Annotated in this window: 27 protein-coding genes and 1 pseudogene; 14 read left to right on the top strand and 14 right to left on the bottom strand. The window is 37.6% G+C overall.

Annotation, left to right across the window (positions count from 1 at the left end; all coding sequences use genetic code 11):
* Positions 1-63 precede the first annotated feature (63 nt).
* Positions 64-3,120, top strand: coding sequence for a D-2-hydroxyglutarate dehydrogenase YdiJ (ydiJ, locus tag PSR9079_RS02485; RefSeq protein WP_149980297.1), 3,057 nt, complete (start codon positions 64-66; stop codon positions 3,118-3,120).
* Positions 3,121-3,176: 56 nt separating this feature from the next.
* Here ydiJ and PSR9079_RS02480 read toward each other — a convergent pair whose 3' ends face one another.
* Positions 3,177-4,367: a cation:proton antiporter gene (locus tag PSR9079_RS02480; RefSeq protein WP_149980296.1), complete on the bottom strand. Its 1,191-nt coding sequence runs from the start codon at positions 4,365-4,367 to the stop codon at positions 3,177-3,179.
* The gene (locus tag PSR9079_RS02475) at positions 4,368-5,579 is read right to left on the bottom strand and encodes a tyrosine-type recombinase/integrase (protein ID WP_149980295.1); all 1,212 of its coding nucleotides are present in this window, start codon (positions 5,577-5,579) and stop codon (positions 4,368-4,370) included.
* Positions 5,580-5,764: 185 nt separating this feature from the next.
* Here PSR9079_RS02475 and gmtY point away from each other — a divergent pair, with 185 nt between their 5' ends.
* From gmtY to gmtX, 3 genes are read left to right on the top strand one after another with little or no spacing between them, the layout of a single operon-like run.
* Positions 5,765-7,207 carry a gamma-mobile-trio recombinase GmtY gene (gene gmtY / locus PSR9079_RS02470; RefSeq protein ID WP_016898931.1) on the top strand — a complete coding sequence of 481 codons (1,443 nt, stop codon included), beginning with the start codon at positions 5,765-5,767 and terminating at the stop codon, positions 7,205-7,207.
* A gap of 1 nt (position 7,208) precedes the next feature.
* Entirely contained in the window at positions 7,209-9,803 is a 2,595-nt protein-coding gene (gene gmtZ, locus PSR9079_RS02465) for a gamma-mobile-trio integrase GmtZ (RefSeq protein WP_149980294.1), read from the top strand.
* An 8-nt stretch (positions 9,804-9,811) separates the two neighbouring features.
* Positions 9,812-10,465 carry a gamma-mobile-trio protein GmtX gene (gene gmtX / locus PSR9079_RS02460; protein ID WP_016898929.1) on the top strand — a complete coding sequence of 218 codons (654 nt, stop codon included), beginning with the start codon at positions 9,812-9,814 and terminating at the stop codon, positions 10,463-10,465.
* Between the two features lie 117 nt (positions 10,466-10,582).
* Here gmtX and PSR9079_RS02455 read toward each other — a convergent pair.
* Positions 10,583-10,792, bottom strand: a pseudogene (locus PSR9079_RS02455) (IS66 family transposase); the annotation flags it as partial.
* Positions 10,793-11,073: 281 nt separating this feature from the next.
* Between PSR9079_RS02455 and PSR9079_RS02450 the strand changes: the two are divergent.
* Entirely contained in the window at positions 11,074-11,520 is a 447-nt protein-coding gene (locus PSR9079_RS02450; RefSeq protein ID WP_016899638.1) for a hypothetical protein, read from the top strand.
* A 100-nt stretch (positions 11,521-11,620) separates the two neighbouring features.
* Positions 11,621-12,118: a hypothetical protein gene (locus PSR9079_RS02445; RefSeq protein ID WP_016899637.1), complete on the top strand. Its 498-nt coding sequence runs from the start codon at positions 11,621-11,623 to the stop codon at positions 12,116-12,118.
* A gap of 331 nt (positions 12,119-12,449) precedes the next feature.
* Here PSR9079_RS02445 and arsJ read toward each other — a convergent pair whose 3' ends face one another.
* Genes arsJ through PSR9079_RS02420 form a run of 5 tightly spaced genes read right to left on the bottom strand, consistent with a single transcriptional unit; the run spans position 12,450 to position 17,000 of the window.
* Positions 12,450-13,664: an organoarsenical effux MFS transporter ArsJ gene (gene arsJ / locus PSR9079_RS02440; protein ID WP_016899636.1), complete on the bottom strand. Its 1,215-nt coding sequence runs from the start codon at positions 13,662-13,664 to the stop codon at positions 12,450-12,452.
* A 9-nt stretch (positions 13,665-13,673) separates the two neighbouring features.
* A complete protein-coding gene (locus tag PSR9079_RS02435) occupies positions 13,674-14,684 on the bottom strand; it encodes an ArsJ-associated glyceraldehyde-3-phosphate dehydrogenase (RefSeq protein ID WP_016899635.1) in 1,011 nt (336 codons plus the stop codon).
* 2 nt (positions 14,685-14,686) lie between these two features.
* Entirely contained in the window at positions 14,687-15,190 is a 504-nt protein-coding gene (locus PSR9079_RS02430; RefSeq protein WP_016899634.1) for a phosphatase domain-containing putative toxin, read from the bottom strand.
* A gap of 14 nt (positions 15,191-15,204) precedes the next feature.
* Complete coding sequence (arsB, locus tag PSR9079_RS02425; RefSeq protein ID WP_016899633.1) at positions 15,205-16,227, bottom strand: ACR3 family arsenite efflux transporter; 1,023 nt, start codon at positions 16,225-16,227, stop codon at positions 15,205-15,207.
* Between the two features lie 11 nt (positions 16,228-16,238).
* Positions 16,239-17,000, bottom strand: a complete 762-nt coding sequence (locus PSR9079_RS02420; RefSeq protein WP_029609941.1) for a metalloregulator ArsR/SmtB family transcription factor — start codon at positions 16,998-17,000, stop codon at positions 16,239-16,241.
* A gap of 269 nt (positions 17,001-17,269) precedes the next feature.
* Here PSR9079_RS02420 and PSR9079_RS02415 point away from each other — a divergent pair, with 269 nt between their 5' ends.
* Positions 17,270-17,866 carry a tyrosine-type recombinase/integrase gene (locus PSR9079_RS02415; RefSeq protein ID WP_149980293.1) on the top strand — a complete coding sequence of 199 codons (597 nt, stop codon included), beginning with the start codon at positions 17,270-17,272 and terminating at the stop codon, positions 17,864-17,866.
* Between the two features lie 201 nt (positions 17,867-18,067).
* On the opposite strand, the gene PSR9079_RS02410 is transcribed toward PSR9079_RS02415, so the two are convergent.
* The gene (locus PSR9079_RS02410; protein ID WP_016899630.1) at positions 18,068-18,601 is read right to left on the bottom strand and encodes a dihydrofolate reductase family protein; all 534 of its coding nucleotides are present in this window, start codon (positions 18,599-18,601) and stop codon (positions 18,068-18,070) included.
* Between the two features lie 99 nt (positions 18,602-18,700).
* On the opposite strand from PSR9079_RS02410, the gene PSR9079_RS02405 reads away from it, so the two are divergent.
* Entirely contained in the window at positions 18,701-19,267 is a 567-nt protein-coding gene (locus PSR9079_RS02405) for a TetR/AcrR family transcriptional regulator (protein WP_016899629.1), read from the top strand.
* Between the two features lie 492 nt (positions 19,268-19,759).
* Here the strand turns inward: PSR9079_RS02405 and PSR9079_RS02400 are convergent, their stop codons facing one another.
* Together PSR9079_RS02400 and dmeF are read right to left on the bottom strand one after the other, a co-directional pair.
* Positions 19,760-20,332 carry a manganese efflux pump MntP gene (locus PSR9079_RS02400; RefSeq protein WP_016899628.1) on the bottom strand — a complete coding sequence of 191 codons (573 nt, stop codon included), beginning with the start codon at positions 20,330-20,332 and terminating at the stop codon, positions 19,760-19,762.
* Positions 20,333-20,381: 49 nt separating this feature from the next.
* Entirely contained in the window at positions 20,382-21,314 is a 933-nt protein-coding gene (gene dmeF / locus PSR9079_RS02395; RefSeq protein WP_016899627.1) for a CDF family Co(II)/Ni(II) efflux transporter DmeF, read from the bottom strand.
* Between the two features lie 73 nt (positions 21,315-21,387).
* Here dmeF and PSR9079_RS02390 point away from each other — a divergent pair, with 73 nt between their 5' ends.
* A complete protein-coding gene (locus PSR9079_RS02390; protein ID WP_016899626.1) occupies positions 21,388-21,663 on the top strand; it encodes a metal/formaldehyde-sensitive transcriptional repressor in 276 nt (91 codons plus the stop codon).
* Between the two features lie 82 nt (positions 21,664-21,745).
* Here PSR9079_RS02390 and PSR9079_RS02385 read toward each other — a convergent pair whose 3' ends face one another.
* Both PSR9079_RS02385 and PSR9079_RS02380 read right to left on the bottom strand, forming a co-directional pair.
* On the bottom strand, positions 21,746-22,057 hold the full coding sequence (locus PSR9079_RS02385) for an N-6 DNA methylase (protein WP_016898898.1): 312 nt from the start codon (positions 22,055-22,057) through the stop codon (positions 21,746-21,748).
* A 62-nt stretch (positions 22,058-22,119) separates the two neighbouring features.
* Entirely contained in the window at positions 22,120-22,428 is a 309-nt protein-coding gene (locus PSR9079_RS02380; protein ID WP_016898897.1) for a helix-turn-helix domain-containing protein, read from the bottom strand.
* Between the two features lie 196 nt (positions 22,429-22,624).
* Between PSR9079_RS02380 and PSR9079_RS02375 the strand changes: the two genes are divergently transcribed.
* The 3 genes from PSR9079_RS02375 to PSR9079_RS23775 all read left to right on the top strand — a co-directional run bounded on the left by PSR9079_RS02375 (position 22,625) and on the right by PSR9079_RS23775 (position 24,550).
* Positions 22,625-23,173 carry a hypothetical protein gene (locus PSR9079_RS02375; RefSeq protein WP_016898896.1) on the top strand — a complete coding sequence of 183 codons (549 nt, stop codon included), beginning with the start codon at positions 22,625-22,627 and terminating at the stop codon, positions 23,171-23,173.
* Entirely contained in the window at positions 23,167-24,048 is an 882-nt protein-coding gene (locus PSR9079_RS23780; RefSeq protein ID WP_218939771.1) for a DEAD/DEAH box helicase, read from the top strand. Before PSR9079_RS02375 ends, PSR9079_RS23780 begins: the two co-directional genes overlap by 7 nt.
* Positions 24,049-24,109: 61 nt before the next feature.
* Entirely contained in the window at positions 24,110-24,550 is a 441-nt protein-coding gene (locus PSR9079_RS23775) for a hypothetical protein (protein WP_218939770.1), read from the top strand.
* Positions 24,551-24,721: 171 nt separating this feature from the next.
* Here PSR9079_RS23775 and PSR9079_RS02365 read toward each other — a convergent pair whose 3' ends face one another.
* On the bottom strand, positions 24,722-25,075 hold the full coding sequence (locus PSR9079_RS02365; protein WP_016900206.1) for a DUF3147 family protein: 354 nt from the start codon (positions 25,073-25,075) through the stop codon (positions 24,722-24,724).
* A gap of 96 nt (positions 25,076-25,171) precedes the next feature.
* On the opposite strand from PSR9079_RS02365, the gene PSR9079_RS02360 reads away from it, so the two are divergent.
* On the top strand, positions 25,172-25,555 hold the full coding sequence (locus PSR9079_RS02360; protein ID WP_008467191.1) for a BlaI/MecI/CopY family transcriptional regulator: 384 nt from the start codon (positions 25,172-25,174) through the stop codon (positions 25,553-25,555).
* A 2-nt stretch (positions 25,556-25,557) separates the two neighbouring features.
* The gene (locus PSR9079_RS02355) at positions 25,558-26,532 is read left to right on the top strand and encodes a M56 family metallopeptidase (protein WP_016900205.1); all 975 of its coding nucleotides are present in this window, start codon (positions 25,558-25,560) and stop codon (positions 26,530-26,532) included.
* The last annotated feature ends 10 nt before the right edge of the window (positions 26,533-26,542 follow it).

Raw genomic sequence — 26,542 nt, 5'->3', positions numbered from 1 at the left:
TCTTCAATTTCTATTGCTCTTTAGCATGATATAATCGAACAAATGCCTTAATTTACTACCGTCATGATAGCAACTATTAGCCAACAAGATGCCGCGACCGATTTAGTCGCAAGTTACTTAAAAACTATAATTAAACAAGGGTTTACTGGCGACACTGATGCAAGTTATGCCACTCGTATAACTGCATCAACTGATAACAGTATTTACCAGCAGTTACCGCAAAGTGTTATTTTTCCTAAAACTGAAAAAGATATTCAAATTGCCCTGCAAACTGCTGCACAAGACCCTTATCTATCGCTGACTTTTGGACCTCGCGGCGGTGGTACAGGCACCAACGGTCAATCATTAACTCCCGGGATCGTAGTCGATTTATCACGTTATATGCGAGAAATCCTCGAAATTAATCCTGAAGAAGGTTGGGTTAGAGTGCAAACGGGCGTGATTAAAGATCAACTAAATGATTTTTTACGCCCTTATGGATTTTTCTTTGCACCTGATTTATCAACGAGTAATCGCGCAACAATCGGCGGAATGGTTAATACCGATGCATCAGGACAAGGCTCACTGGTGTATGGTAAAACTAGCGATCATGTTTTAGGACTTACCACTTATTTAGTCGATGGCACACAAATGTCAACGACACCAATAGACATTGATAAAGCCAAACTAATTGCTGAACAAAACACTACAATCGGTAAACTGTACGCAACAGTGCTTGATATTTGTTTGTCTGAGCGTGATGCAATTTTAGCCAAGTTTCCACGTTTAAATCGCTTTTTAACCGGATATGACTTAGAACATGTGCTAAGTGATGACTTACAAACCTTTGATATGAGTAGGCTAATAACTGGCTCAGAAGGTTCGCTTGGTATTGTTACTGAGGCTAAATTAAACATCACACCTATTGCTGAATTCAAAACCTTAATCAACATCAAGTATGATAGCTTTGATTCGGCACTGCGGCATTCACCGTTTTTGGTCGATGCTCGTGCTACCTCAGTTGAAACCGTTGACAGCAAAGTTTTAAATCTTGCACGTGAAGATATAATTTGGCATTCAGTATCGGACTTAATAACCGATGTGCCAAATAAAGATATGCAAGGGCTTAACATGGTTGAGTTTAATGCTGTATCGCCTGATGACATAAAAGACAAAGTTGAGTCGCTTTGTGCATTACTCGATGATTGCGTTGCACAACAAAAAAATGGCGTAATTGGTTATCAACTTACCAGCAGTAAGGCTGATATTTTAAAAATTTATGCCATGCGTAAGAAATCAGTTGGCTTGTTAGGTAATGTTAAAGGCGCACAAAAACCTTTGGCGTTTGCTGAAGACACCGCCGTACCACCTGAGAATCTTGCAGATTATATTGTTGAATTTAGAGCTTTGCTCGATAGCCATAATTTACAATACGGTATGTTTGGTCATGTTGATGCAGGGGTTTTACATGTACGACCGGCACTTGATATGTGTGATCCCGAACAAGAAAAACTACTGCGAGTGATCTCTGATGAAGTTGTTAAACTCACAGCTAAATACGGTGGTTTAATGTGGGGCGAGCACGGCAAAGGGTATAGAAGTGAATATGGCCCTGAGTTTTTTGGTGAGCATTTATTTACACAATTACGCCGTATAAAATCAGCTTTTGATCCTAACAATAGGATTAATCCCGGTAAAATATGTACTCCAATTGAAAGTAAGGACTCACTAGTTAGCGTTGACGATCAAAAGCGTGCGTGGTTCGACAAACAAATTTCGGTTGATGTTAAAACTAGTTTTAATAATGCAATGACATGCAATGGCAATGGTATTTGCTTTAATTATGATGAAAACTCCCCAATGTGCCCATCATATAAAGTAACCGGAGATCGTCGTAATTCACCTAAAGGTCGCGCAAGTTTAATGCGCGAATGGCTGCGTTTACAAGAAGCAAAAGAGATTGATTTAATTGAGGTTGAAAAAGAACTTAACAAAGGTGAAGTGATCACCTGGTGGGAACGTTTTCAACATAGCCGCGATAAAAAGAAAGGCGTATATGATTTTTCTCATGAAGTTAAAGCCTCAATGGATGAGTGTTTAGCGTGTAAAGCATGTACCACAGCGTGCCCAATAAAAGTTGATGTACCGACTTTTAGATCACGTTTTTTAAATTATTATCACAGTTACTACGCGCGCCCACTCAAAGATTATCTAGTCGGTAATATTGAAGCCAGTGCACCATTAATGGCCAAATTTTCAAATGTAATAAACCCAATTGTAAAAACTAAATTAGTCAGCTCATTAATAAAAAAATCTGTTGGCTATGTTGATACACCCGTACTCAGTTCACCACGTTTAACAAAACGGATTAATAAAACACACGAATTTAATTTTGCACAACTTTCAGGCTTATCTCCCGAGCAACAAAGTGAGTATGTACTAATTGTGCAAGATCCGTTTACCAGTTTTTATGAAGCTGAGCTGGTAGAAAGTTTTATAAAAATAATTTCCGCACTAGGCAAGAAGGCAATACTGTTACCGTTTAAGCCAAATGGAAAACCGCAACACGTTAAAGGTTTTTTAAATGAATTTAAGATCACAGCAAAAAATGCAGCAACATTTTTAAATTCATTATCTGAAATAAATGCACCACTTGTAGGTTTAGATGCATCATTAGTAATGTGTTATCGGGATGAATATAATTCTATTTTAGGTGATGAGCGTGGTGAATTTGAAGTGCTACTTGCTCATGAATGGTTAGCAACACAATCTTTTAAATCATTAGCTAACAAAGTTGATAGCAATATAACATTTACGTTATTAAGTCATTGTACTGAAACAACCGCATTACCAAAAGCGGCGAATGTATGGCAAACAATTTTTACTGACTTAGGCCTAAAACTTAATACAACAGCAACAGGGTGTTGCGGTATGGCAGGTACATATGGCCATGAAGCGCAAAACCAGAAAAACTCTCGAGCATTATATGAAATGAGTTGGCAAGGTGTTGTAGAGAAAAATAAACCTGAGCAGTTATTAGCAACCGGTTTTTCTTGTCGTAGCCAAGTTAAACGCTATGAAAAATTCAAACCAAAACACCCAATAGAACTACTAGCAGATAAGCTAAGCAATAACATTTAATATAAAAATGCCGCACGCTTTTAAAAAGGAATGCGGCATTTTTTATATCGTGATTTTTATTTTAAATAACTATCAGCAATAGGCTTGGTGCTCATACCATGAATAAAAACACTAAATAAAATAGTTGTCATAGCAATCGTAGCTATAAGGTATTTATTTTCGATGCCGCTATCAATCACCATTAAAGTAAATACAATAGATGCTAAGCCTCTCGGGCCAAACCAAGCAAAAGTAAAACGTTCTTTCATTTTTAATTTAGTAAATTGTAGTGACAACATCACAGGGATAATTCGAATAAGCGTTGTACTCAGTAGTGCAAATACAGCAAGTGGCCATGATAATTCTGGCAAAACTAAATAGCTGCACACAAAACCAAATAAACACCAGATCAACAAACCAGTAAAGTCCGCGATGTGTTCACTATCTTCAACGAGTTTTAAGCGTAAAGCCTGATCGGTAAATCTATCAAAAATTAATCCAGCAACAAACACCGCAATAAAACCACTGCTATGTAAACTTTGTGCGATTGAAAAAATGGCCATTGCCATACCAACCACTAAAAATGGGCTACTATTATTTGAAAAATAATGACGTTGCATGGCAAATTTAATCGCGGGAATGATCAATCCCATCGCAGCAACTGCAACCAGAATAGCCACACCTAATTCACGCGCAAAGACAATGACCGTCTCAAAAACCGAAAATGTAGATGCAGGCTCTTTTGCTAACAACATCAAGACTAAAAATATTGGCACACATAAACCATCGTTTAAACCACTTTCAGTATTGATCCCTTCACGAATTTTTTCAGGCACCGCGCTGCTATTTAATAATCCTTTACTAAGCGCTGCATCTGTCGGCGTTAATATTATTGCAACTAGTGCAGCTTGAATAAGTGTTAGCTGGGGAAACATTAAACTCGCAATAATAATTCCAGCAAACAAGGTAAGTGGTAAAGCAATAAAAAGTAATAGGCTAGGGTATTGAAAACTGTGTTTTAAAACCATCAGTTTGGTTTTTGCCGCATCAGTAAATAAAAATATGCTCAGTGTTAATTCTATTAAAGGTAATAAGTGATCTAAGTCTCTGGTTAAATATGCCGTTTTACTTGGTAGCATAAACCCGATCAACGCACCGATAATAACAAAAAACATAGGTCCGGTAATTTCAGCTCGCTCTAATTGATGCATAGATAATGAATAAATTAAAAAGGCTAAACCCACTGCAGCTAATACAACATATTCCATTTAGATTTTCCTTTTAAGTCCAGATTTTGCTCGTTCTTTGATATTTGTCTGAATATATATTTGATCGGTGGTGGCAATTTTTGCATGTCCTAAATCTTCTGATAAATGTTTTAAAGGGCGAGTTTGTGCATCATGCGTAGCACCAGTATGTCTGAGCCAATGCGCTGTTGCCGATTCTAGTTGCTCGGCATCATCAGTAAAGCCATCATCAAGTAAAGATTGTTTGGCTAAATCAAAACTTTGTTGAACTAAGCGACGAATTTGTCGAACGGTCATTCCGCCTTGACCACGAATTTTATGCACCAATGGATCAGATTCATCAACGCGGGGCAGGGCTGGTAAACCTCGGTACAACCTATAACGTTTTAAATAAGTTACAAAATCTTCACTGAGTGTGACATCACGTAATTTATTTCCTTTACCCATAATTCTTAAAAACCAAAAGCCATCATTATCTTGCCAAAAATGAGACATAACAGGCGACCATTGTGGTCGCTCTGATAGTTCAGAGATCCGTAAATAAAGACCTTTTAAACACGCTAAGGTAAATAAATTTCTTTCAAGATCAGGTTGTTGCTCACACTTATCACGTGTGACACCAAATACATATTCCCATTGAATATCACTCAAGGTATCAGGAATTTTTATTTGTGATTGCACAACTAAATAAGGGCTATTCTTTTTTACAACCGGTACAAAGTTAGCAAAGGTTTTTTCTTCTAAAATAGCAAACTTGTAAAATACATTTAAAGCAGTAAACATGGCCGCTAATGTTTGTTGGCTAGCAATAGATTCTTTGAGCATAAAAGGGCGCCAATTTTCGTTTAATCTACGGATCCCTTGCTCATCTTTATAGCGCCATTGCACAGAAGTCATCGCCCAGCTTTTATCGGGTTCGACCATAAAATCGACATAGGCTTCTATGTCTTCACGTTTTAATTCAAATACTGATTTTTCTGCGACTAACCAAGACCATAGGTAAAAGCGTTCGAGTTCGTTCCGAAAACGATTATAGGTCGCTTCTGATTTTCGACCATAAACATATAAAAATTGATACAAAAATACTAATTCTTGCTTAGATTCAGCGACAGTCAAGCCAACTTGCTGTATAAAGGTGGCAAGTTCTGGGTATTCTGATTGCATTGTATCATCTTCAAGATGGGCAATTTGATACCGTAATTGTTTTAATGTATCGACCAAAGCAACAAGCATAATATAGTTATTTCTAATAAAATAAAGTAGTTACAGTTTAACTTTAAAGTCCGATACTGTCTATTGTATATAGTGTTCTTCACATGTACTTTTCTTTCAAGTTAATAAATATTACCTTTATATTACCTTTATATTTCCTTCAAAATAGATTAACTTTTTGATATTAAGAATAATTCAAGTTTAAGATGTCAACAGTTACCGTTATTGCAAAAATTATTACAGATAACACAGGCTCGTGGGTTAATGTTCCTGTAATTCTTACCGTCAAAGGTGACATTCCACTAATTACAGACTATTTTTTAATCTTAACCGCACAAGGTAAAAGTCGTTCCACTCTCATATCTTATGCAAGAGCCTTTAGACTATTTCTTGATTATATGGAAGCTAATAAAAATATATTTAGTGATCCTGACAGATTACTTACTTCATTCATTTTAAGGTTGAGAACTGGTACTTTAGATGAACAAGGGTTCGACCCTTCTGGTCTTTTTTGGGAGCCAAAGTCCTTTCTTAATACTAAAAATATTATTCGTTGTTTAGTCTCATTTCTAAATTGGTTAGAGCCAAAATGCACAAAAACCTATAAACTTATCCCAAATGATTTTCGTAGTGTTTTACTTTATTCCGCATGGTATAGGAAAAATATAAATGACTTTCTTGGACATACAAAGTCATTTAAAAAAAGCTTATTAAGCTACAGAGAAATGAATTACAGCTCAACAAGAACCCATTTATTAGTCGAAGGTGATGCAGTAGCTTTCCCTGAGGAAAAATTTAAAACTTTTTTCGTCGATGGTTTTTCAATTCAACGTGATTTAAGAATTTCGATAAGAGACAAGCTAATTTTACTGCTTATGCATGGAGGTGGCTTAAGAGAAAGTGAGGCCATGACTTTGTGGGTTTCAGATATTGAATTAGACCCTCTAAATAATAATTCTGCGCTTGTTAAGATATATAATGAAGAGCAAGGTGTTGCCCCTTATGGCTGGAAATCATACAAGGGTGGAAACTCCAGAAAATTATTCCTAAAAGAAAAATATGGTAGAATACCTCGTGTTTCTATGTTCAATACTGAACATTTAGGCTGGAAAGGTGGGACTATAGACCACAGAGATGGTTATATAATTGTTAATTGGTTCCCCTCATACTATGGCGAGATTTTTCTAAGTCTCTGGAAAGTTTACCATCAATATCGAGCCTCTATATTATGCAATCATCCCTATGCCTTTATTTCATTTCATCACAAATATTCCGGCTCACCTTATACATTAAATGCATTTCATCAAAACTATAAAAATGCATTAAAAAGAATTAATTTATTGCCCTCAAAGCATGAAGGTTATGATCCACATGGTCATAGACATAGCTATGGTCGGCGTTTACGACGAGCCAACGTAAATCCATTAATAATCAGAAGATGCATGCATCACAAATCGCTTGACTCTCAAACTCCATACACAGAGCCAAATTTCAACGAAATATCAAATACTTTAACTGCTGCTTCAGAAGCATTAGTTAAAGGTGAAAAACTATTAGATTTAAGTTGGGAAAACCTTACTAAATATGGTTTCAATGACATAGATCCTCATCAATACTTTTCAGGTGAAAATAAAAAATTTAAGGTATAAAATGATAAAAACAATTAAAAAAAATGACAATCGAAGTATAGATTTAACATTTAGCTGGGTATCTAAAGTTCTTGGCACTAAATGGCATTCTTGGGAGAAGCTTGCGAGTAAATGGATGGAGGTGCAAACAACGGCAATAGATGTAAAAAGAGTGGCTCTGACTTTTTTGTTAGAAAAATATCTTTTTATACATGCTCCCTATGCATCTAATATCGATGATTTTTTTAGAGGTTCAAATGGCCATGTATGTAGTTCAGATGAACTTATCGAAGTAATGAAAATATCAGGCATAAACGATCTGAACGAGCATTCAAGAAGACCAAACTACATAGTTGATTTTATTGACTTTGTTATCGAAAAGCATTTTACAGTCGCCGACCAAAACGATGTCCCAAAAAAAATGGTCGTTAACCCATTTATAAAGGTTAAATTTAAAAGTGTTCCTCTTGAAACAGTTCGCCAGCCACTTCCTTATAAATATATACTCAAGCTAAGAAATATAATTTCACCTCATACCGACAAAACAACTATACACGATGAAACATACCACGGTCTGTCATTCAAAGATTGGCTTTGGGCACAAGCTCAAACAGGAGTTCGTTCAGGAGCAAAGGGTGGTGATTGGTTCGAAGTACCTGAAAGTTTGATTGACAAAAATGATCCTGACTGTGTTTGGCGCCAAAGAAAAATCAAACCAAAAGGCGCTACTGATAAAGTAGTTATTCAAATGTGGTCTCCTGTTAGATCATTGGCATTATTGATAAAACTGCATTTACCACTGAGAACCTATCAAGTAAGAGTGTTAGACTCTGGGGAGGATGATACTTGGAAATATGACAATAAATCTTGGATAGAAAATGAAAGCAAATTAATGAAGACTTCTAGCCCAAAATTGGTTGAAAAAGGTGTTTTTAGGAGAATATATGATCAATATACTTCAACTTATACAACAGGACTATTTATAAACACTAATAAAACCTCTGATGCTGAAGTTGACGCTGGCTATGTAATACCATGGAATCATCAAGAAGTTTTATATTGGCTTGAAAAACTTAGAAACTGGCAAAATAAATACAATCCAATACACAGACCATTACACTGCAAAGAACTTTCAAGAAAACACTTAGGCACGACTAAATCAGAACTTCAACTCAATACAATGGGGAATATGTGTTTTTTATTTCGAGACCCTACAGCTCATGGCGATGATAAGCTCAAACCTATTGATGCTGATTCCTTAAAACGCCTTTGGTACTCTTTATTATTAGAGCTCGAAAATAATCTATTTAGTGAAGGTGATACTCTTGAGAATGGAGAAAAACTCAGCTTAGTTGTCAATTATGAAAACGAAAAATTAAAAGGATCAACTACACATTTTCCTCCACATAGTTTAAGAGTAAGCCTAATTACAGCTTATTCAATGGATTCAAACGTACCTATCCCAGTAATATCTAAACTACTTGCGGGTCATTCAAGGCTAATTTCAACGATATATTATAACAAAATTTCACCGTCAGTTATGGCAGATAAAATGCAAGATGCAGAGGAGAGATTGATCGAAAACTCGGATAACTCACTTCGCTCATTTCTAAAAGATGCATCCATTAATCAAATTAAATGTAACGTTGTTTATAACAGTGAAGATAGTGTTGTAGCATCACTAGCAAATAGAAACCCTATAGGATGGGAAGAAAGAGCATATGGTATGTGCTTAGTAGGTGGAAATAATGTTCGCTCCGATGAAATGAGTACTCTAGGTGGATGCTGGAATGGTGGTGAACTTTTAATTAATAAAGCTAGGGCAATAGAAAGGGTATATGGAAAAGTACCAAATGGGCCAGAAAATTGCATTAGGTGTAGGTGGTTCATCACCGAAGCTGTTTATTTACCAAAACTAAATGCTTTATTTAATCAGTTAAGCTTCAAAGCTCATGAAGCGGCAAGCCTAGCATTAGATTTAGAAACAAAGTTAGAGAAGCTCAAAGACAGTAAGTTTATCGCTGAGCAAAACAATAAACCATTTTTAAAATTTGAAGAGATTCACTCATTTCAACGCAGGTATGAAAAACAAAAAGTTGAGTCTGACGAATATACTAAGGACTGGATATCATGTTTTGGCATCATATCTAAAATTATACAATTAGAAGAAAACCGAGACACTGATAATAATAGAAATAAATTAATAGCTTTAGGAAACACAACTGATGTAAATACGGCTTTGAAGTTCATTGAAACTAAATCTGAACTATTGCACCTATCATGCTTATGTGAGGATGCGGAAATATATCCAGATTTTATGGACACACTACAAAAAACTCCAGCATTAAAGCAACGTACAATTCAATTAAGTCGCATCTTACTCAAGCAGGGTAAAAAACCTATTTTCTTAGAAATGGGTGATAAAGAACAATTAATTGCGGGAAATGCAATGATAAGACAAATGGCGAAAATTGCCTCCCCAAATGATAAATTTGAAGGGTTTAGAATTGTTGCGGATTATCTTGAAGCCGAAAAATATCTCACTGACTCAAAATTATTAGATGCCGGGTATACTAATACAAATCACAAATATATTAACTTAACGTCTCATAAATGAGGTACAGAATGCAAGCAGACATAATAAAGCACCTAGATGAGAAGCTAGAGGCCCTAAAAGAAGGGAGAACAAAAAAGACCAGAGATACTCTTAATAAATTAAATTTAATTTTATCAAAATATTTTGAGCAAGGAGGTGTTGATTTTTCAATAACAAATATCGGAATGCTAAGCAATGAAAATGAGGGGCCAAGTTACGAAACGCTTCGTGCAACAAAAAATGTGCACTATAGAAAGCTAATTGGTTATTGGTCAGAATTAAGAAGCGAACAAAATCAACCGGTTGAACATAAAGGAAAATTACTACTTTCAGATAATGAGCTCTTAAATAAGATACCGGATATTGCGACTCGTGCTTACTTTGCAAGAATATTAACAGAAAGAAAGAAATTTAAAAACGAGCTAAACATCCTAAAAAATCAATCTGAAATAGTAATCGATAAGCGTAATCAATTTAATCAAACTGCAGACTCTATGCCTAATTTACAGCTAACTCAAAATGAGCTATCGGCCTTAACCTACGCCGTATCTGTCGAGTGTATGGAATTAAATGGTTGGTTGAAAACAGAAGTAGGTCAAGTGAAAGGTAGTGAATATCAAAATGAAGTATTCCCAAGAGGCTTTATACAAGCTTTGAATAAAGTAATTAAGGCTAATAAATAAGATAAAGTCAATGTACTATTTGTTAGGCTTTTTAGTAAAATTAGTTGAATAAGTGTGGTGATTACCAAGGGGTTATGTCGGTCTAATTACCGAGCGACTTTGACGTAAATAGCATACCAGCCAGTTTTTTCGCCCTATCACGAACGGTTTTATAGCTCGCTCTGCGCGATTGTTATCAATTTTAAGTCTGCCATCCTCTAAGTAACGCCGGAATTTTTCAAATTAATTTATCGCGTAGTTGATGGCTTTACCTAGCGCCATTTTGGGCGGGATTTTATCTTTGTGCTTGAGCAACCATTGGTATAACTCGTCAACAATGGATTTGGCTTTATGTAATTTAAGTGGTTTCAGGTTTAAATTTTCAGTAACATTTAAGTTGCTAATTTTAAAACTATTTTTATGCATGTTCTCGTAATATAATTTTATCCATTCTCGAACAAGTAAATTCTCGGTTATAGAGTAGTCTAAACAATTGTAATTCCTTTTGCCTATGTGTAAGTTAGTAATAATTAGATTATTAAAAACCGTATTTTGATAATTCTGGAAATTAACACATAGAGTTTTAACGGCAATTTTTAGTGATATGCTGTTAGGCATTTAGGGAAGTTATGGCGCGTCTTGATACTCGTTTAGAAGCTGAAGGTGCAGAGTTTTTAGCTTTAGGTCAGCTTTTGCTACATAAAATAGCAAGTTACAAAACTTATACTAATATGCCTGGTTATGATTTAGTTGCTACAAACCCAGAATCAAATAAATCAGCAATGGTGCAGGTGAAAAGCCGTTGGCGCACTGGAGCAAACGGCTTTCCAATTAAAAATTTTGATTGTGATTTTGTAGTTGTTGTTTTATTAAACCGTGGTTCAAAAGATGGCAAAAAAGAAATATTGCCGCCTAAATATTATGATTTTCCTGTTGCCGTAATTCAAAACGCGCCAAGAAGTGCTGATTGGGGTAAGGTAAGTTTAAAAACAATCCCTGACTTGGCAAACTATGAAGACCGTTGGGATTTAGTTGCAGAGTTTCTGAGCATAAAAAATGCCATACAAGCTGTTTAACAAGGACAAAATACAGTTGGCTTTTGCTCTTTCATCGCATAATTTTAGCCAACTTTATTTTACCCATTAACAGGGCTTTATTTCTTTGGAATCAAGAATTATGATTACCCCACCAACTGATAACCTATATAAGTTCATGTCCATATTTGGACTTGTTGTTGTCTTTTCGTCAGCAGCATTCTGGTGGAGCGCCTCTAATGAATATGATCAGTTTTTTGAGTCGAATGCAGAATACGTGAATAGCATATTTGAAGGTGGTAAGGCGTATGAGAAATTTGCAAAAAAAACTAATGAGGGTATAGCTATCTACAACAGTGTGGCTGGCGATCAGAGTCTCCTGTCAGAAGAACAAAAAAAAGAACTGGACAAAATACTTATCGAATCTGAAAAATTAAGCAAAGAGGCTGATGCGATAATAAATTCAAATCCAGCAACAAGAATTGCTATGAATACTAGAACAGCCAAATATGATATGGCTAAGTACATAAGCTTTTCTGGAATATTTATTGGAGTGCTAGTTTCGGTGTTTGGATTTTATCTATGGCATACAAGACTGCAAAAATACATTGATCAATTGCATAAGAGTAATACGGCATAACAAACAAAGGCAGCAACGCTAACGCGTGCCGCTGCTTTGGGCGTTACCGAATAAATACTCTAACTTGCTTTTGTCCAAAAACGAGTTTAACCGACCGTCTGCTTCTCGCTCAAATAAGACCCCGAAAAGTTGCTCATATAGCTATCCGGGTTAACGCTTTCACAAAACAGAATATATTTCTGATAACTACCTTTGAAGCCCTTGAAACGGAAGTTTACTTTCGTTTTGTACTTTAAGATTATTAGCCGATGTCTAGTGAAAGCTGGGAAGTCCAATAAAACCGATTTAAGTTCTTAACGTTTAACATGTTGCATGCATCTCCGATGTCACTTCAGTTAATTAATTTCGAAGGCAGCTTTTTAGAAATTAACCCTGCTAAAATCACAAAACCAAAAGAGATCGCCAAACAAGCGGCTAATCCGTATAGTTGGAAAACCCAACCTGACAGCACCGTGCCAATCAAACGCCCCATTGCATTAGCCATATAGTAAAAGCCAACATCGAGGGAAACACCGTCGGCATCTGCCATGCTAACAATCAAATAACTGTGTAGCGATGAATTAATGGCGAACAGTACACCAAACAACATTAAACCAGTAATGAGCACTGTTTTTACTTGCCAATTAAAATACAGTGATAAGGCTATACCTAATGTAACCAGTGCCAGTAAACTCGCCCATTTGGTTGTTTCTATAGCAGGCGAAAACCCTTCTTTGAGATTCATTACCTTAGGTGCGATAGATTGTACGAAACCGTAACCAATCACCCATAGTGCCAAGAAGCCGCCTACCGTCCAATGATCCCAATTAAAGGCTTGCGACAAAAATACGGGCAGTGCGACGACAAACCAGACATCACGCGCACCAAATAAGAATAATCGTGCAGCTGACAAGATGTTAATTGAGCGACTCTTTGAAAAAATATCGGTAAACTTAGGTTTGCTCTTTGCTTTTCCTAAGTCACTTTTTAAGGCGTAAAGGCTGTAACACCAAACAAGAGCCAAAACACCAGCCATTAGCAACATTGCACCCTTGAAGGATAGCAAGGTTAACAGCAGGCCTCCTAAGAAAAAGCCAACACCTTTTAGGGCATTTTTGGAGCCTGTTAATAGCGCAACCCATTTAAACAGCGTGCCTTCTTGTCCTGCTGCAACCAATGCCTTAATCGAGCTTTTAGCGCTCATTTTGTTTAAGTCTTTGGCAATGCCTGAAAGCGCTTGTGCAATCATCACATACACAACGGTTAACCATTCAGCCGGAACAGCTAGCATTAGTAAGGCAATAACCTGAATGGCTAAGCCAATATTCATGGTTTTATTGAGCCCTAAACGAGCACCTAAGAAGCCGCCAACCAAGTTGGTGACAACGCCAAAGATTTCATAAAACAAGAACAACATCGCAATGCTAAGCGGACTATAGCCTAACGCATGGAAATGAAGCACCACTAACATGCGAAGTGCCCCATCCGTTAAGGTAAATGCCCAATAGTTACCTGTTATAACGAGGTACTGCTTTATATCGTCTGATAATGATGTCAAGCGCTTCATAGTATTACATTATCCCTTAATTGATAGGCCAACTTTACGAGCAAGCTCAGCCGTTCTATTCGCGTATCCCCACTCGTTGTCATACCATGTATACAGCTTTACCTGAGTTCCGTTGACCACCATTGTTGATAACGCATCGACGATGCTAGAACGTGGGTCGGTTTTATAGTCGATTGACACAAGTGGCTTTTCTTCATAGCCCAAAATGCCTTTTAACTCGCCCTCAGCCGCTTCTTTCATCCAAGCGTTAATTTCAGCTTCCGTTGTTGAACGCTCTACTTCAAATACACAGTCAGTAATTGACGCATTCGCCAAAGGTACACGTACCGCATGACCATTCAGCTTACCTTTCAACTCTGGAAAAATATGAGTAATAGCTGTTGCCGAACCTGTGGTTGTTGGGATTAGGCTCATGCCACACGCACGTGCTCTACGTAAATCTTTGTGCGGTGCATCGAGAATAGTTTGAGTATTGGTAATATCGTGGATGGTTGTCATCGAACCATGTTTGATGCCGATTTTATCCTGTAAAACTTTCACCACTGGTGCTAAGCAGTTAGTGGTGCAAGACGCTGCCGTTACGATTGCGTGTTGATCAACATCGTATAGGTGGTCATTAACCCCCATAACCACATTGAGCACACCGTCTTCTTTTACGGGAGCAGTGACAACGACTTTTTTTACACCTTGGTCTAAGTAGGCTTGTAGCAACTCAGTTTTCTTCATCTTACCAGAGGCTTCAATGACCAAATCACATTTAGACCAATCCGTATCGCTAATCGCTTTGTTTTGGGTCACACGGATAGCTTGACCGTTGATTATCACATTGTTGTCATCATTAGATACATCATGTGACCAAGTGCCATGCACTGAATCGTATTTTAATAGGTGTGCCAGTGTTTCTGCGTTGCCAGCAGGATCGTTGATTTGCACAAACTCAATATTTTGCCAACCAAAGGCAGCTCTAAGCGTTAATCGGCCCATGCGGCCAAAACCGTTAATACCAATTTTAATTGTCATAGTTAAACTCCTACTTTTTGATATTCATTAAAAAATGAAAGTTGCACAGGATTAGAAAGCGCCTTAGGGCGTACTTTCTGTACTTGGTTAATAATGCTTGTCTTGTTGTAACCTAACTCATACATCAGTATGCCAATCACTAAGCCCGTGCGACCTGAACCGCCTTTACAGTGAACGGCAACAGTGCCTTGATTGCGCAAAATAGCTAACACGTCATCAAGGTGAGATCTGAACGCCGTTGCAAAGTCATCATTAGGCGCATCATCATCTAAAATAGGTAACTGAAACCATTTTATGCCTTGTTCGTTACAAACTTGAGGAAGTGTTTCGGCCTCGTTTTTCTTTATTTCTGCGTCGTACATCAGAGTGACAATCGCTTGTGCTCCCGCATCTTTGAGTTGCTTTACCGATGTTGTTAAATCAACCTTTTTCGTTCCTGGGCATGGCGTAAATATAAAACTAGCGCCATTATCAAGTGTCAGTTTGTCATAAGGGTGAGTTTGCATAAGAATCCTCTTAATTATTCGTTAAACCAATGTTTTGTTCTGTTTACAATCGCTACGAGAGACAGCATGACAGGCACCTCCACAAGAACGCCAACCACGGTTGCTAGCGCTGCACCTGAATGCAAGCCAAAAAGAGAAATAGCTACAGCTACAGCCAACTCAAAGAAATTTGATGTACCAATTAAGCACGATGGAGCCGCAATATTATGTTGAAGCTTGATTTTTAGCGCAATAAAATAGGCAATGATGAAAATGCCATACGTTTGAATAACCAGCGGAATCGCGATTAGCAAAATATTGAGTGGTTGGTCTAAAATAGTGTTAGCTTGAAAGCCGAACAACAGCATAACTGTGGCTAATAAACCAATGACAGAAAATGGTTTTAACTTTTCTAACAAGGTTGTGATAGCCGTTTCATCACGACCTGAGCGGTTTAAACTTCTTCTGGTGAGTACGCCTGCGATTAAGGGTAGCAATACGTATAAGACGACAGAAATAAACAAAGTTCCCCAAGGCACATGAATATCTGTTACTCCCAGCAATAATCCTGCAATTGGAGCGAACGCAAAAATCATGATGATGTCGTTAACCGAAACTTGAACTAACGTGTAGTTTGCGTCGCCTTTAGTCAGTTGTGACCAGACAAACACCATTGCCGTACACGGTGCTACGCCAAGTAAAATCATTCCTGCGATATATTCTTGCGCAGTTTCTGGTGAAACAAAATCGGCAAACAATCCTTCAAAAAACAACCAACCCAATGCAGCCATAGAAAATGGTTTGATAAGCCAATTAATCACTAAAGTTAACACAAGTCCTTGTGGATTTTTGCCTACTTCTTTAATTGTTGAGAAATCTATTTGTACCATCATGGGGTAAATCATTACCCAAATGAAAACTGCAACAACCACATTGACATGGGCAACTTCAAGCTTTGCTATCGCTTCAAAAAGAGGTGGGTAAACAACCCCCAGTGCCATACCAGCAGCAATTGATATCGCAACCCAAACAGATAAATAACGTTCAAAAATCCCCATAGTCATATTCCTTAATTACAGCAGCTTGCAACACGCGTTGGGCGATCACCCATAGCATTCAATCTGGCTAGCTCTTGTTCAATAAAAATAGGTTCATTCACTACAGTTGAAGTGATGGTTTGCTTCATCCACTTTGGTAGTGTTGGATTAATTGAATAAAATACCCATTGCTGATGCTTTCTGTCAGATAAAATGCCAGCTTTTCTAAGCTGTGCTAAGTGACGGGATACTTTAGGTTGGCTTTCTTCATCTAGCGCAGTCATTAACTCACAAACACATGCTTCACCTTCAACAGCAATAATTAATAGACTTTTCAAACGAATATCATCAGCTAACGCTTTGTAAAAAGTAGTTGGTGTGATTGGCGCTGGTTTTTGCTTTTCCTGTATCAGCAAAAACATTTTGAGCCGTTCATTTAGCTCTTGTAGTGTTTTTTCAAACGGATTGGCTTCTTTGCGGGAACGTGGCTCAGGAAAATCCCATGCAAGACAATTAGTGCCATTAACTCGGCTATCGCATTCTTTTGCCGCTTTATCACACAGGGTAATAACAAAATCAAAATGGATATTGCTAACTTCATCAAGGTGTTTTGAACGTAAGCCATCAGTCCGTAACCCAAAGTGTTCAATAGCTGACAGCGTTCGGCTGTCCACATTATTTGGCTCAGTACCAGCGCTGTAAACCTCATACTCACCTTTTCCGTGATGTTTTAATAACGCCTCAGCCATGATAGATCTAGCCGAGTTTTCAGTGCACAAAAATAGAACTTTCATAACCACCCTCATAATAAATTTGTTATATAATAAATTTGTTATACCTGTAATGCAATACATTTTTTGAAACTGAAAGTTACGACTAATCCTTTGTGCCAAAATAACAGTTTCGCAAGCACATTTTTGTTTTAATAGATTTAGATGAACGTCCATTATTGTGGCTTAAGTTGTGTGAATAAGTAGTTGAGATGCTCTAACGCATTTTTTCAAAATCCTAATCAGTAATACATCCGCTATCCTCCATAATGACTTTTAAATAGGAGGTCACTATGAAACCAGAACTAAATCACAATGCTACTGGTGTGAAACGCCCTTACAAGCTTGAAGAGATTTGGCGTATTCGCACTCGAATAGAAATTCAAAACAACTTGATGCAATTGGCCCTACTTAACTTGGCTATAGATAGCAAGCTAAGATCATGTGACTTACTCTCTTTAAAAGTTCGAGACGTCGCTACTCACGACCAAGTATTTGAGAGGGTTCAATTGACGCAGAAGAAAACAGGGATAGAAGTTCAATTTGAGATAACTCCGAGAACACAACAAAGTATTAGCCTTTGGGTTCAAGAAGTTAAATTGCAACCTAGTGATTATTTGTTTCGGAGTTTACGTCGCTCTAATCAACCAATAAGCTATTCATATTACAGGTCTATCATCAGGAGTTGGGCTGAGCAATTAGGGCTTGATTCTGACCTATATGGAACTCACTCAATGAGAAGAACCAAAGCGACTTTAGTTTATGCTCGAACCAAAAATATACGTGCCGTTCAGTTACTACTTGGTCATACAAAAATTGATAACACCATCAGATATTTAGGAATAGAGATTGAAGACGCCATTAAAATATCGAGAGAAACCGATTGTTGATTTAACGCAGGCAGTGTTCTTATACTGCCCTTGCCCCGAAATGAGTTACGTCTAGTATTACTAGCTAGACAATCAGAGAACTTTTCAATACATAAATTAATGGGAGAGGCAAAAGACAAGACCTGATCCCTGTTGCTCAAATAGACGGCAAAACGCCCTTCACTTTGTTGTAAAGGGCGTTTTTAGATGCAGAAATCGAGATTATTTCTCTCGCACGTAAGAGGTTTGAACCAAGGTTTCTAGTACTACTTCACTCTTGGTCACTTTGAAGTTCAATGGTTGTTTTAGTTCACCAAACAAAGGTGCGCCGCCGCCAAGTAGGATAGGAAAGCGAGTGATCACCATTTCATCGATCAGATCTTCATTGAGGAAGTTTTGAATAGTCACGCCACCGTCGATGTATAGATCATAAAATCCCTTAGCATTCAGCTCCGCGATAATGTCTTTCAATTCACCTTTGACTAAGAATAGTTTGCCTTCATAACCTTGTGGCACTTTCGTCATGGTGTTGCTCAACACGAACACTGGTTTTGTGTAAGGCCAATCGCAATCAAAACTCAGAACCACATCGAGGGTATTGCGTCCCATCACCAAGCCGTCAATTCGCTCCATCAACGCAAAGAAACCAGTATCAATATTGTCTGGATTTGGTACCGAATGTAGCCAGTCGAGTTTGCCTTGTTTATCTGCGATGAAACCGTCCAGACTAGTTGCAATAAATACGATGTTTGCCATAAGTACCTCATCAAATTGGTCGTGGTTGAGCGAAGCTAAAATATAGTTTAAAATTAATTCTACAATGAAGAATATTATTGAGTTTATCGGGAAGAGCAAATGGCTGTCAATGAAAAAAAACGTGGGCGACCAGTAGGGAAGCAATCACAGTTAAGTGCTGAGAGCATCCTAGAAACGGCTAAGTGTTTGATGAAAAGGGATGGAAAAGTCCCAAGTGTCCGTTCATTAGCAACGCAATTAAACGTGGATCCTATGGCGATCTATTATTACTTCAAAAACAAGAATGCTTTGTTGGAAGCGCTCACCACATCGCTTGTGGCGGAGATCTATCAGCCTCAGGAAAGTTCGAACTGGCAAGGCGAGTTAAAACGTTTATGTGTCAGTTATATCGAGCTGTTACGCGAGTACAACGGGCTACTACAAACCATGCTAAGCATGACATCACACGGACCTGCCCAAGTGTTTACTGAGCGTTATCAAACTATTATTGCTCCTTTAGCTTTACACACAAAAGTGGAAAAAGACGGCCTAGATTTGCTGGCTGATTACTTACATGGTTTCGCGTTCTCTACCAGTTGTTGTAATGATGCGAGTTTGATCAAAACCGAAATGATGGATGGGCCATTGGCGCTAATTTGTAGTTCATTGGAATCATCTCGAACCTAGCTCACATTAAAGGATCTTCTCAATGCCACTGAGAGCGAGACAAGGTTTTATCGATTCTGGCTGGTCAATGTATATAGGTTCAGGTCTTACCTTTTGCTAAGTTGAGTTAGGCCATACGTCTCCTAATACGTACTCCGTTAAATGAGCAAATCCACTGACTCGTTTTTGTCCAAAAACGAGTTGACCCGACAGTCCGGTTATCGCTCTTTGCCGAAGTTCGGCTCAGGGCGTGAATCGGTCATAGCAGAAAGCTGACTGTCAGGTTTTTTCATTTTATTGGTTTGAATACTTCATGAGACAGTCAACTACCTTCAAGGCTATGACTAGTTTAAAAGTGTCCGTCGAACCTAGACTGGAATTCTAATCTTCTCTTAGCTTTATGTGGATTAATGTGATTACCAAGGGAAAATGTCGGTCTAATTATCACACGATTTGGTTGTAAGAGCATTGCCGATGCAAGTTGCGAATACAACCAATGCGTCATAAGCTCAACTAAACGCTCAGATGCGAATACAAAGTCCATGAACCTATAATTATTAGGATAATGCCTCCAAACGCTTCAGCTCTTTTCCCGACTAAGGCACCCAACCACGTTCCTAATAAAGAACCAATAGTTACCATTAGAGCGGTTGCAAGACCAATCAATACGGCTGCTATAACAATGTTTACGTCTAAAAATGCAAACGTAACGCCCACTGTCATTGCGTCAATACTAGTGCCCAACGCAGTTAATATTGTGGCAGCTAGCGCTCGTTTTTTACTTGAGGGACTAAGAGATATTTCTGTTTCTTCAGCTTGGAAACTCACATATAACATATGCAAGCCCAGCGAAAACAAAAGGATAAATGCTATCCAATGATCTATTTCCTGAACGTAATAAGAACCTGCCGAACCTATCACCCAACCTATGATAGGAGTAATCCCCTCAATGACACCAAATATTAGCCCCATTTTCAGTGCATTTAAAATACGTGGGCTTTTAAGTTTTGATCCTTTACTAATCGAAGCGGCAAAAGCATCACTAGACATAGCAAACGCGATAAGAATTAATGCAAAAATACTCATAAACGATAATTCCTAAAACAAAAAAGTAAGTTCGACTGCCGAATTCGGCTTAGATTTTATTAACTTCGATAGTTAAGTGGGAGAGGTCAATATGACGACGAATAATATCTTTAAAATCATCAGGAGTTTTTTCTAAAGGTGTTGCAACAGAAACAATTGCACTAAGGTGTTTACTCGAAAGCTTCCATAAATGTAAATCGGTTACCACGGACACGCCATCTTCTTCTGTACACGATACAATCTTGTTAGCTATCGGCTCACTTGCAGCTTTATCAAGTAATATGTTGCTACTGTCAGTCAACAATTTATAGGCCCATTTGGTAATTATAATTGCGCCTACGATTCCCATAAGAGCATCTGCCCATAACCAGTTAAAATACTTACCTGAGACAAGGGCAACAATAGCAAACACAGATGTCAGAGTGTCGGCAAGTACATGAAAGTAAGCCGCTTTTAAATTGTGATCGTGATGGTCATGACTATGATCTTCATCAGTGTGTTTATGGTGCTCTTGCCCATGATGGTGGTGATTGTCATGAAGCAGAACGGCCGATACGACATTGACTATCAGTCCAATTATCGCTACACCGATAGCTTCATCGAAGCGTATTGCTTGTGGTGAAAAAAGTCGACTTACAGACTCTACTATCATCATTAATGCAACAGTTCCGAGCGCAACGGCACTGGCAAATCCACCTAGGGTATTGACCTTACCAACGCCAAAAGAATATTCCCTATTACTTCGATGCTTTTTTGAATACCAATATACGAAAATTGAAACAGCAAAAGCGGCCGAGTGAGTAAACATGTGCCAACCATCAGCCAATAGTGCCATTGAACCAAACCAAGTTCCTGCAACTATCTCTATCACCATAGTCAAAGTAGTGATTGCAAATACGATTGTCACTTTCTTTTCAGATTGTGCAGTGTCAATTGCAAAATGATGAGTATGACCCCATTTTTCGACTGCTTGCTCGCGCATTTTACTCTCTTAATTATTTATTAATTTTGCTATACTATACCCTAGTATACTACTTTGAACAATTGAGGATTGTATGGCTCATATCGAAAAAAATAAAAAGGCATTGCTGACTAGGATAAAAAAGATTCGTGGCCAGACTAACGCACTAGAAAAAGCATTGGAACAAGAACCTGACTGTATTGTTGTATTGCAGCAAGTAGCTGCGATTAAGGGAGCTGTTAACGGACTAATGAACAAGATACTGGAAGATCACATAAGACATCATATTGGTCTGGCGAATTTAAGTAATGAAGAGAGAGCAAATGAAAGTGAGGAGTTAATTTTGATATTGAAGTCTTACTTGAAATAAATCGGCGATGTGAAGTAAGACTTAAATCGAAAGAAAGAAATAATAGAAGGCCTCTAGAGCCTTTTTTGAACGTATTATGTTTTTATTTACTGGTACACGGAGGATTCGCTACTGATATATCAATATAACCAAAGTTGTCTAATATTTTATTTGATAAATCAGGGTCTAAGCCATCCCCAAAGCCAATGTGTAAATTTTCACCTTGTAAATTATAGTTAGTTGGGTCGATATCGTACCCAATAAGTTTGGCTTTTTTCCATCTTCCTCTTGCTGCCTCTAATAAACTAGCTTGTCCACAGCCTATGTCTAAAACATAATCAGCTTTAGTTGAAAGCATGTTCTCTATCAATAGAGTACTAAAAGTTTTAGGTGTGTAGTATTGTCCAAGTTCCATTGTTTTATGGCTATTTTTTATTTAATTGTATACGACAATTTACTTTTTTAATATAGGCTCAACTAATTAGATGAGTCTTTAAGTTCTTTGATTAATTTAAGCTTCTTCTCTATATCTAATTTCGAGATTTCGATTACTAGCTCTGCTGTTGTCTCATCTTCACAGAAAAAATAATTCAATGGAACATTTAGTTCATCAGCGATCTTTTTTAGGGTAGCTAAATCTGGAATGTGGCGGCCTTTTTCATAGTGGTTCATGCGACCACTCGCTGAATTTTCATCCATACCGATAAGTATCCCCAGCTGCTTTTGAGTAATACCTGACTTAGCGCGGGCTTGTTTGAGTCTAATTGGAATTGGATTTTGGAACACAGAAATATCATTTTTCAGTCTCTAATTGCATAGATTGTCTAAGTTTTACAATGGTTTGTACACTTAGGAATCCTAAGTTTGTTTTGTGGGTGTGTTCTTAAAAATGCTCTCAAATATAAAACTTAGTATTTCTAAGTTTTGCATTGTTCTATATACTTAGCAACCCTAAGTTTTCTTAATTGTTGTAGTATAAGAAATGCCCCAAGTTATTAAATTAAACCACCACATTTATTCTCTTTTGATCGAAAAAGAGTGCAATGGTTTTACAATTGTCGAGCTCAGGGATGAGTTATTAACCGTAACTGATAAATATCAAGATATAGATGAGGCACGTAAATTCATTTATAGGCAAACGACAACTCTTGAGCGGAAGGATCTCTTAACTTCAAAAGGAAGTGGCCGCCATAAAAAATATTTTAAAACTGGGCTGTTTAATAACGCTACGTTTGTAGCGAAACAGGCTTTAATTCAACAAGAAAAAGCAATTAACAGTCATACTGATAATCAAGCATCACCGCTTGTTGAGACTTTATTGAATGAAAAGAAACAGTTTGAGGCTGAGCTTGCGATTTTGTTAGGGGAAGTTGATGAATATAAAGCCCTACAAAAGCGATTCCCTGAGCACCTTAGCTTGTTCTATTCTGCATTAGACGATGCTAAAAATAATTCAGCTAAGTTATTAGGAAAAGTTAATGCTTTAACCACTATATTGGCTTCTTTGAACAATGGTGCTTCGCGATGCTGAGAAGTTGGCAAAAAGAATGTGTTGAGTTAGCAGTAAAGAAATACACTGTTAGTGATAAGCACTTTTTATGTCAGGCCACTCCTGGTGCTGGTAAAACAATAATGGCAGCATCATTGGCCAAAACGTTATTTGATAAAGGAATGATTGACAGAGTGATCTGCTTTTCACCATCGGTTGAAGTGGCTAATAATATCAAAAGAACATTTGGAAAAATAATTGGGTGTTCATTTGATGGCTCATTTACCGCTGTAGGTGCCTCGATGACTTATCAAAGTTTATGCTCCATTCCTCAAAGTACCTGGGATGGTCTAAGCAAATACCGTACATTTTTTATTTTTGATGAAATACACCATTGCTCGTTCTCGCAAGATAAATCTAAAATCAATACGTGGGGTGAGAGAGTTGTTTTTCATTTACAGGATATTGCAACGTATACACTTGCGCTATCAGGCACTCCTTGGCGCTCAGACGCTCTTCCTATTGCTTTAGTGAACTATTCTGACCCAGAAGGTGAGTTGATATGCGATTATCAATACAGCTTGAGTCAGGCCATTAGAGATAATGTGTGTAGAGAGCCAAAAATAGTTTTAGTTGATAGCAATAATATTTCGGATGGTCACGAAACATATGGGTCTATAGCTGAATTTGTTAGGCAAACTCACTCAACGTACCAAGAGGTGCTTAATAATGACCCTGCACTTAAATATTTATTGAAGTTAGCCGTATTAAAATTGTCGGAGATAAGAGCTTCAAACCCGACTGCTGGCGGTCTAGTGGTCGCGTCTTCAGTTAAGCACGCTGAAATGATAAACAGTCTATTAATTGATGAATTCAATCAAACATCAACCATAGTTACTTACTTACTTACACGATAATTCAACAGAGAAGATCAATTCATTTAAGTCATCTACAGAACAGTGGATTGTTAGTGTTGGTATGATCAGTGAAGGGACCGACATACCTAGGCTACAAGTATGTTGTCATTTAAGCTCTATAAAAACCGAATTGTATTTTAGGCAAGTACTAGGGCGCATTCTTAGGTCAGGCAAGGACAAAATTGAATTCGCCTGGTTATTCACATTTGCAGAAACAAGCTTAGTTGAGTTTGCTGAGCGCATTAATATTGATATACCAGATAGTTGTTCTTATGTTGATATGGAATGTGACACAATTTTGGTGAGAGAAGATATATTTAGACCTTTAACATCGCCAAAAATAAACAGGGATAATAAGTTAAAAGAAAACCTTGATAAACTCGTTCTAGGGGGCCTGACTCCAGAGCTCGGTATAGCTTATGATGAGCTGCTTTCAGGTTGTTCATTGAGCAGTATACAAATTAAATCACTTAGAACTAGAGTTATAGAAGCATTTTTATAGTTCCATAAAATGAGCCATATTCTGTTTATATTATCACTCTTAGTACATAAATAAGGCTAGCTTTTATTTGACTCTGCTAAGTAATGGAAAATTTTTTAGGGATAAGTATCGAAATTATTGCCCCATCTACATCCTTTATTTCACTATATTATTAATTTCAGGAACAACCTTTTAGGGTATTAAATTTATTCCAAATTTGCTAACAACGAATGCAAACACTCCAAAGAGAAAACAAGTTATTAAGGCGCTAAGGCCGAGTGATGGCCAAAAACCAAATCGGTGCAGTAATGATGGAAATATTAAAAACATCGGTAAGGTAGGCACGACATACCAAAAGGTATACCAAGCATGGTTCGCAATTTTCTCCGTTGGTTGTTTTTCAACGTACAACCAAATCATTGCTAAAATAGTCACTAATGGAAGTGCTACAATTAGTGCTCCGAGTTTATCACTGCGCTTTGCGACCTCTGAAACCGCTACAACAATTGCTGCTGTCACTAAGTATTTAAAAATTATCCAACCCATGTATTACTTTCCTTTTTAAATAAAAAAATAAAAACCGATTGCCTATCGGTTTTTATTTTGCCATGATATGGCTATGTTGTTAAGAGATATTTGATTATGCAGTTAGGCGAATTAGAAAAACTAGTACTTCAATATTTGTGGTCTTCTAAAGAAGCGGATGCAAAGCATGTGCACAGTCGTTTAGGTAAAACACGTGGCTGCACTCTCAATACTATTCAAAGCACCCTTGAAAGACTTTATAAAAAAGGCCTTCTTAGCAGAACTAAGCAGGGTCATGCTTATAATTACCGAACTAAAGTTGATCGTAACTCGCTTATAGCTACTTTAATAAATGATATTACAGCTGACTTTGTTGAAGAGGGTGAAAACAGTTTAATTGCTGCATTTTCTTCTACTTCGACTAATTTTAATGATACACAATTAGATGAGCTCGAAAAGCTTATAGAGCAACAGCGAAAACTACGAAGCGGAAAAGTGTAAACATGATTGTTGGAAATTGGGCCGTGTTTTTAAATCTAGCGAGCGCAGCGGTGACCGCTTTTATTTGTGTGATCATATTGATTTCCTTCTTCCACACCTCGCTTTGTAAAAAAATTACTATTTTCCAGTTTACCGAGCGTAAGTTCATGCTTTGGTTAACTATTAGCAGCCCTTGGTGGATCTCCTTATTGTGTGCAGCTGTATTTTGGCAGGCACATCAAAACCAAATGTCTAATTGGTTGCAAGGGGTTGCTCACTGGCATCACCTAGAGGTTTTCTCTGTCTATAGTTGGCATTCGGTATTACTTATATCAGCAGCTTGTTTGATGACAAGCGCTAGCGTACATGCATTTTTTAGTCTTAATAGACATAGTTCAGCAATGAGCAGTCTGTTGGCTTTATCAAATACTCAACCTCACAAAGATTATCCCAACCAGTCTGTACACGTTATTGAACACCTTGTACCAGAGGCATTTACTGTTGGTTTTTTCAATCCAAAAGTGTATATAACCAGCGGATTACAAGCACTTGATGAAAAAACAGTACACATAGTCATACAGCATGAACTAGCACATTTAAAAGCCCGAGATCCGCTTTTTAAAACTTTGTTTAGTTTATTTAGTTGGTGTTTTCCTTCGCCAACGCGCGCGGCGTTACAGCAATCTTATACGGCTTTAACTGAGCAAATTGCTGATGTCGGTGCCACACAGTATTTTGATGGTTTAGATGTGGCTCAAGCGCTTATTAATGTTGCTCGATTTCAACGACAACAACGTATCACTAATGACAATATTTTTACGAGTCATTTTAGTAATGAGCAAATAACTCAGCGTATACAAACATTGTTAACGCCAATTCCTACTACGCCTAAACCACTTTTAATTGTCACGTTGTTTAGCTTTATGGCTATCGCTTTATTCACACTGTCGACTGTCGATAGTGTTCATCACCTTATAGAAACTTTTTTCATCCACTAAGTAAGGATTA

This window comes from Pseudoalteromonas rhizosphaerae (assembly GCF_902498845.1).
GTDB classification, from domain to species: domain Bacteria; phylum Pseudomonadota; class Gammaproteobacteria; order Enterobacterales; family Alteromonadaceae; genus Pseudoalteromonas; species Pseudoalteromonas rhizosphaerae.
The sequence above is the reverse complement of the archived record's forward strand: the minus strand, read 5'-3'. Positions and strand labels throughout refer to the sequence as shown.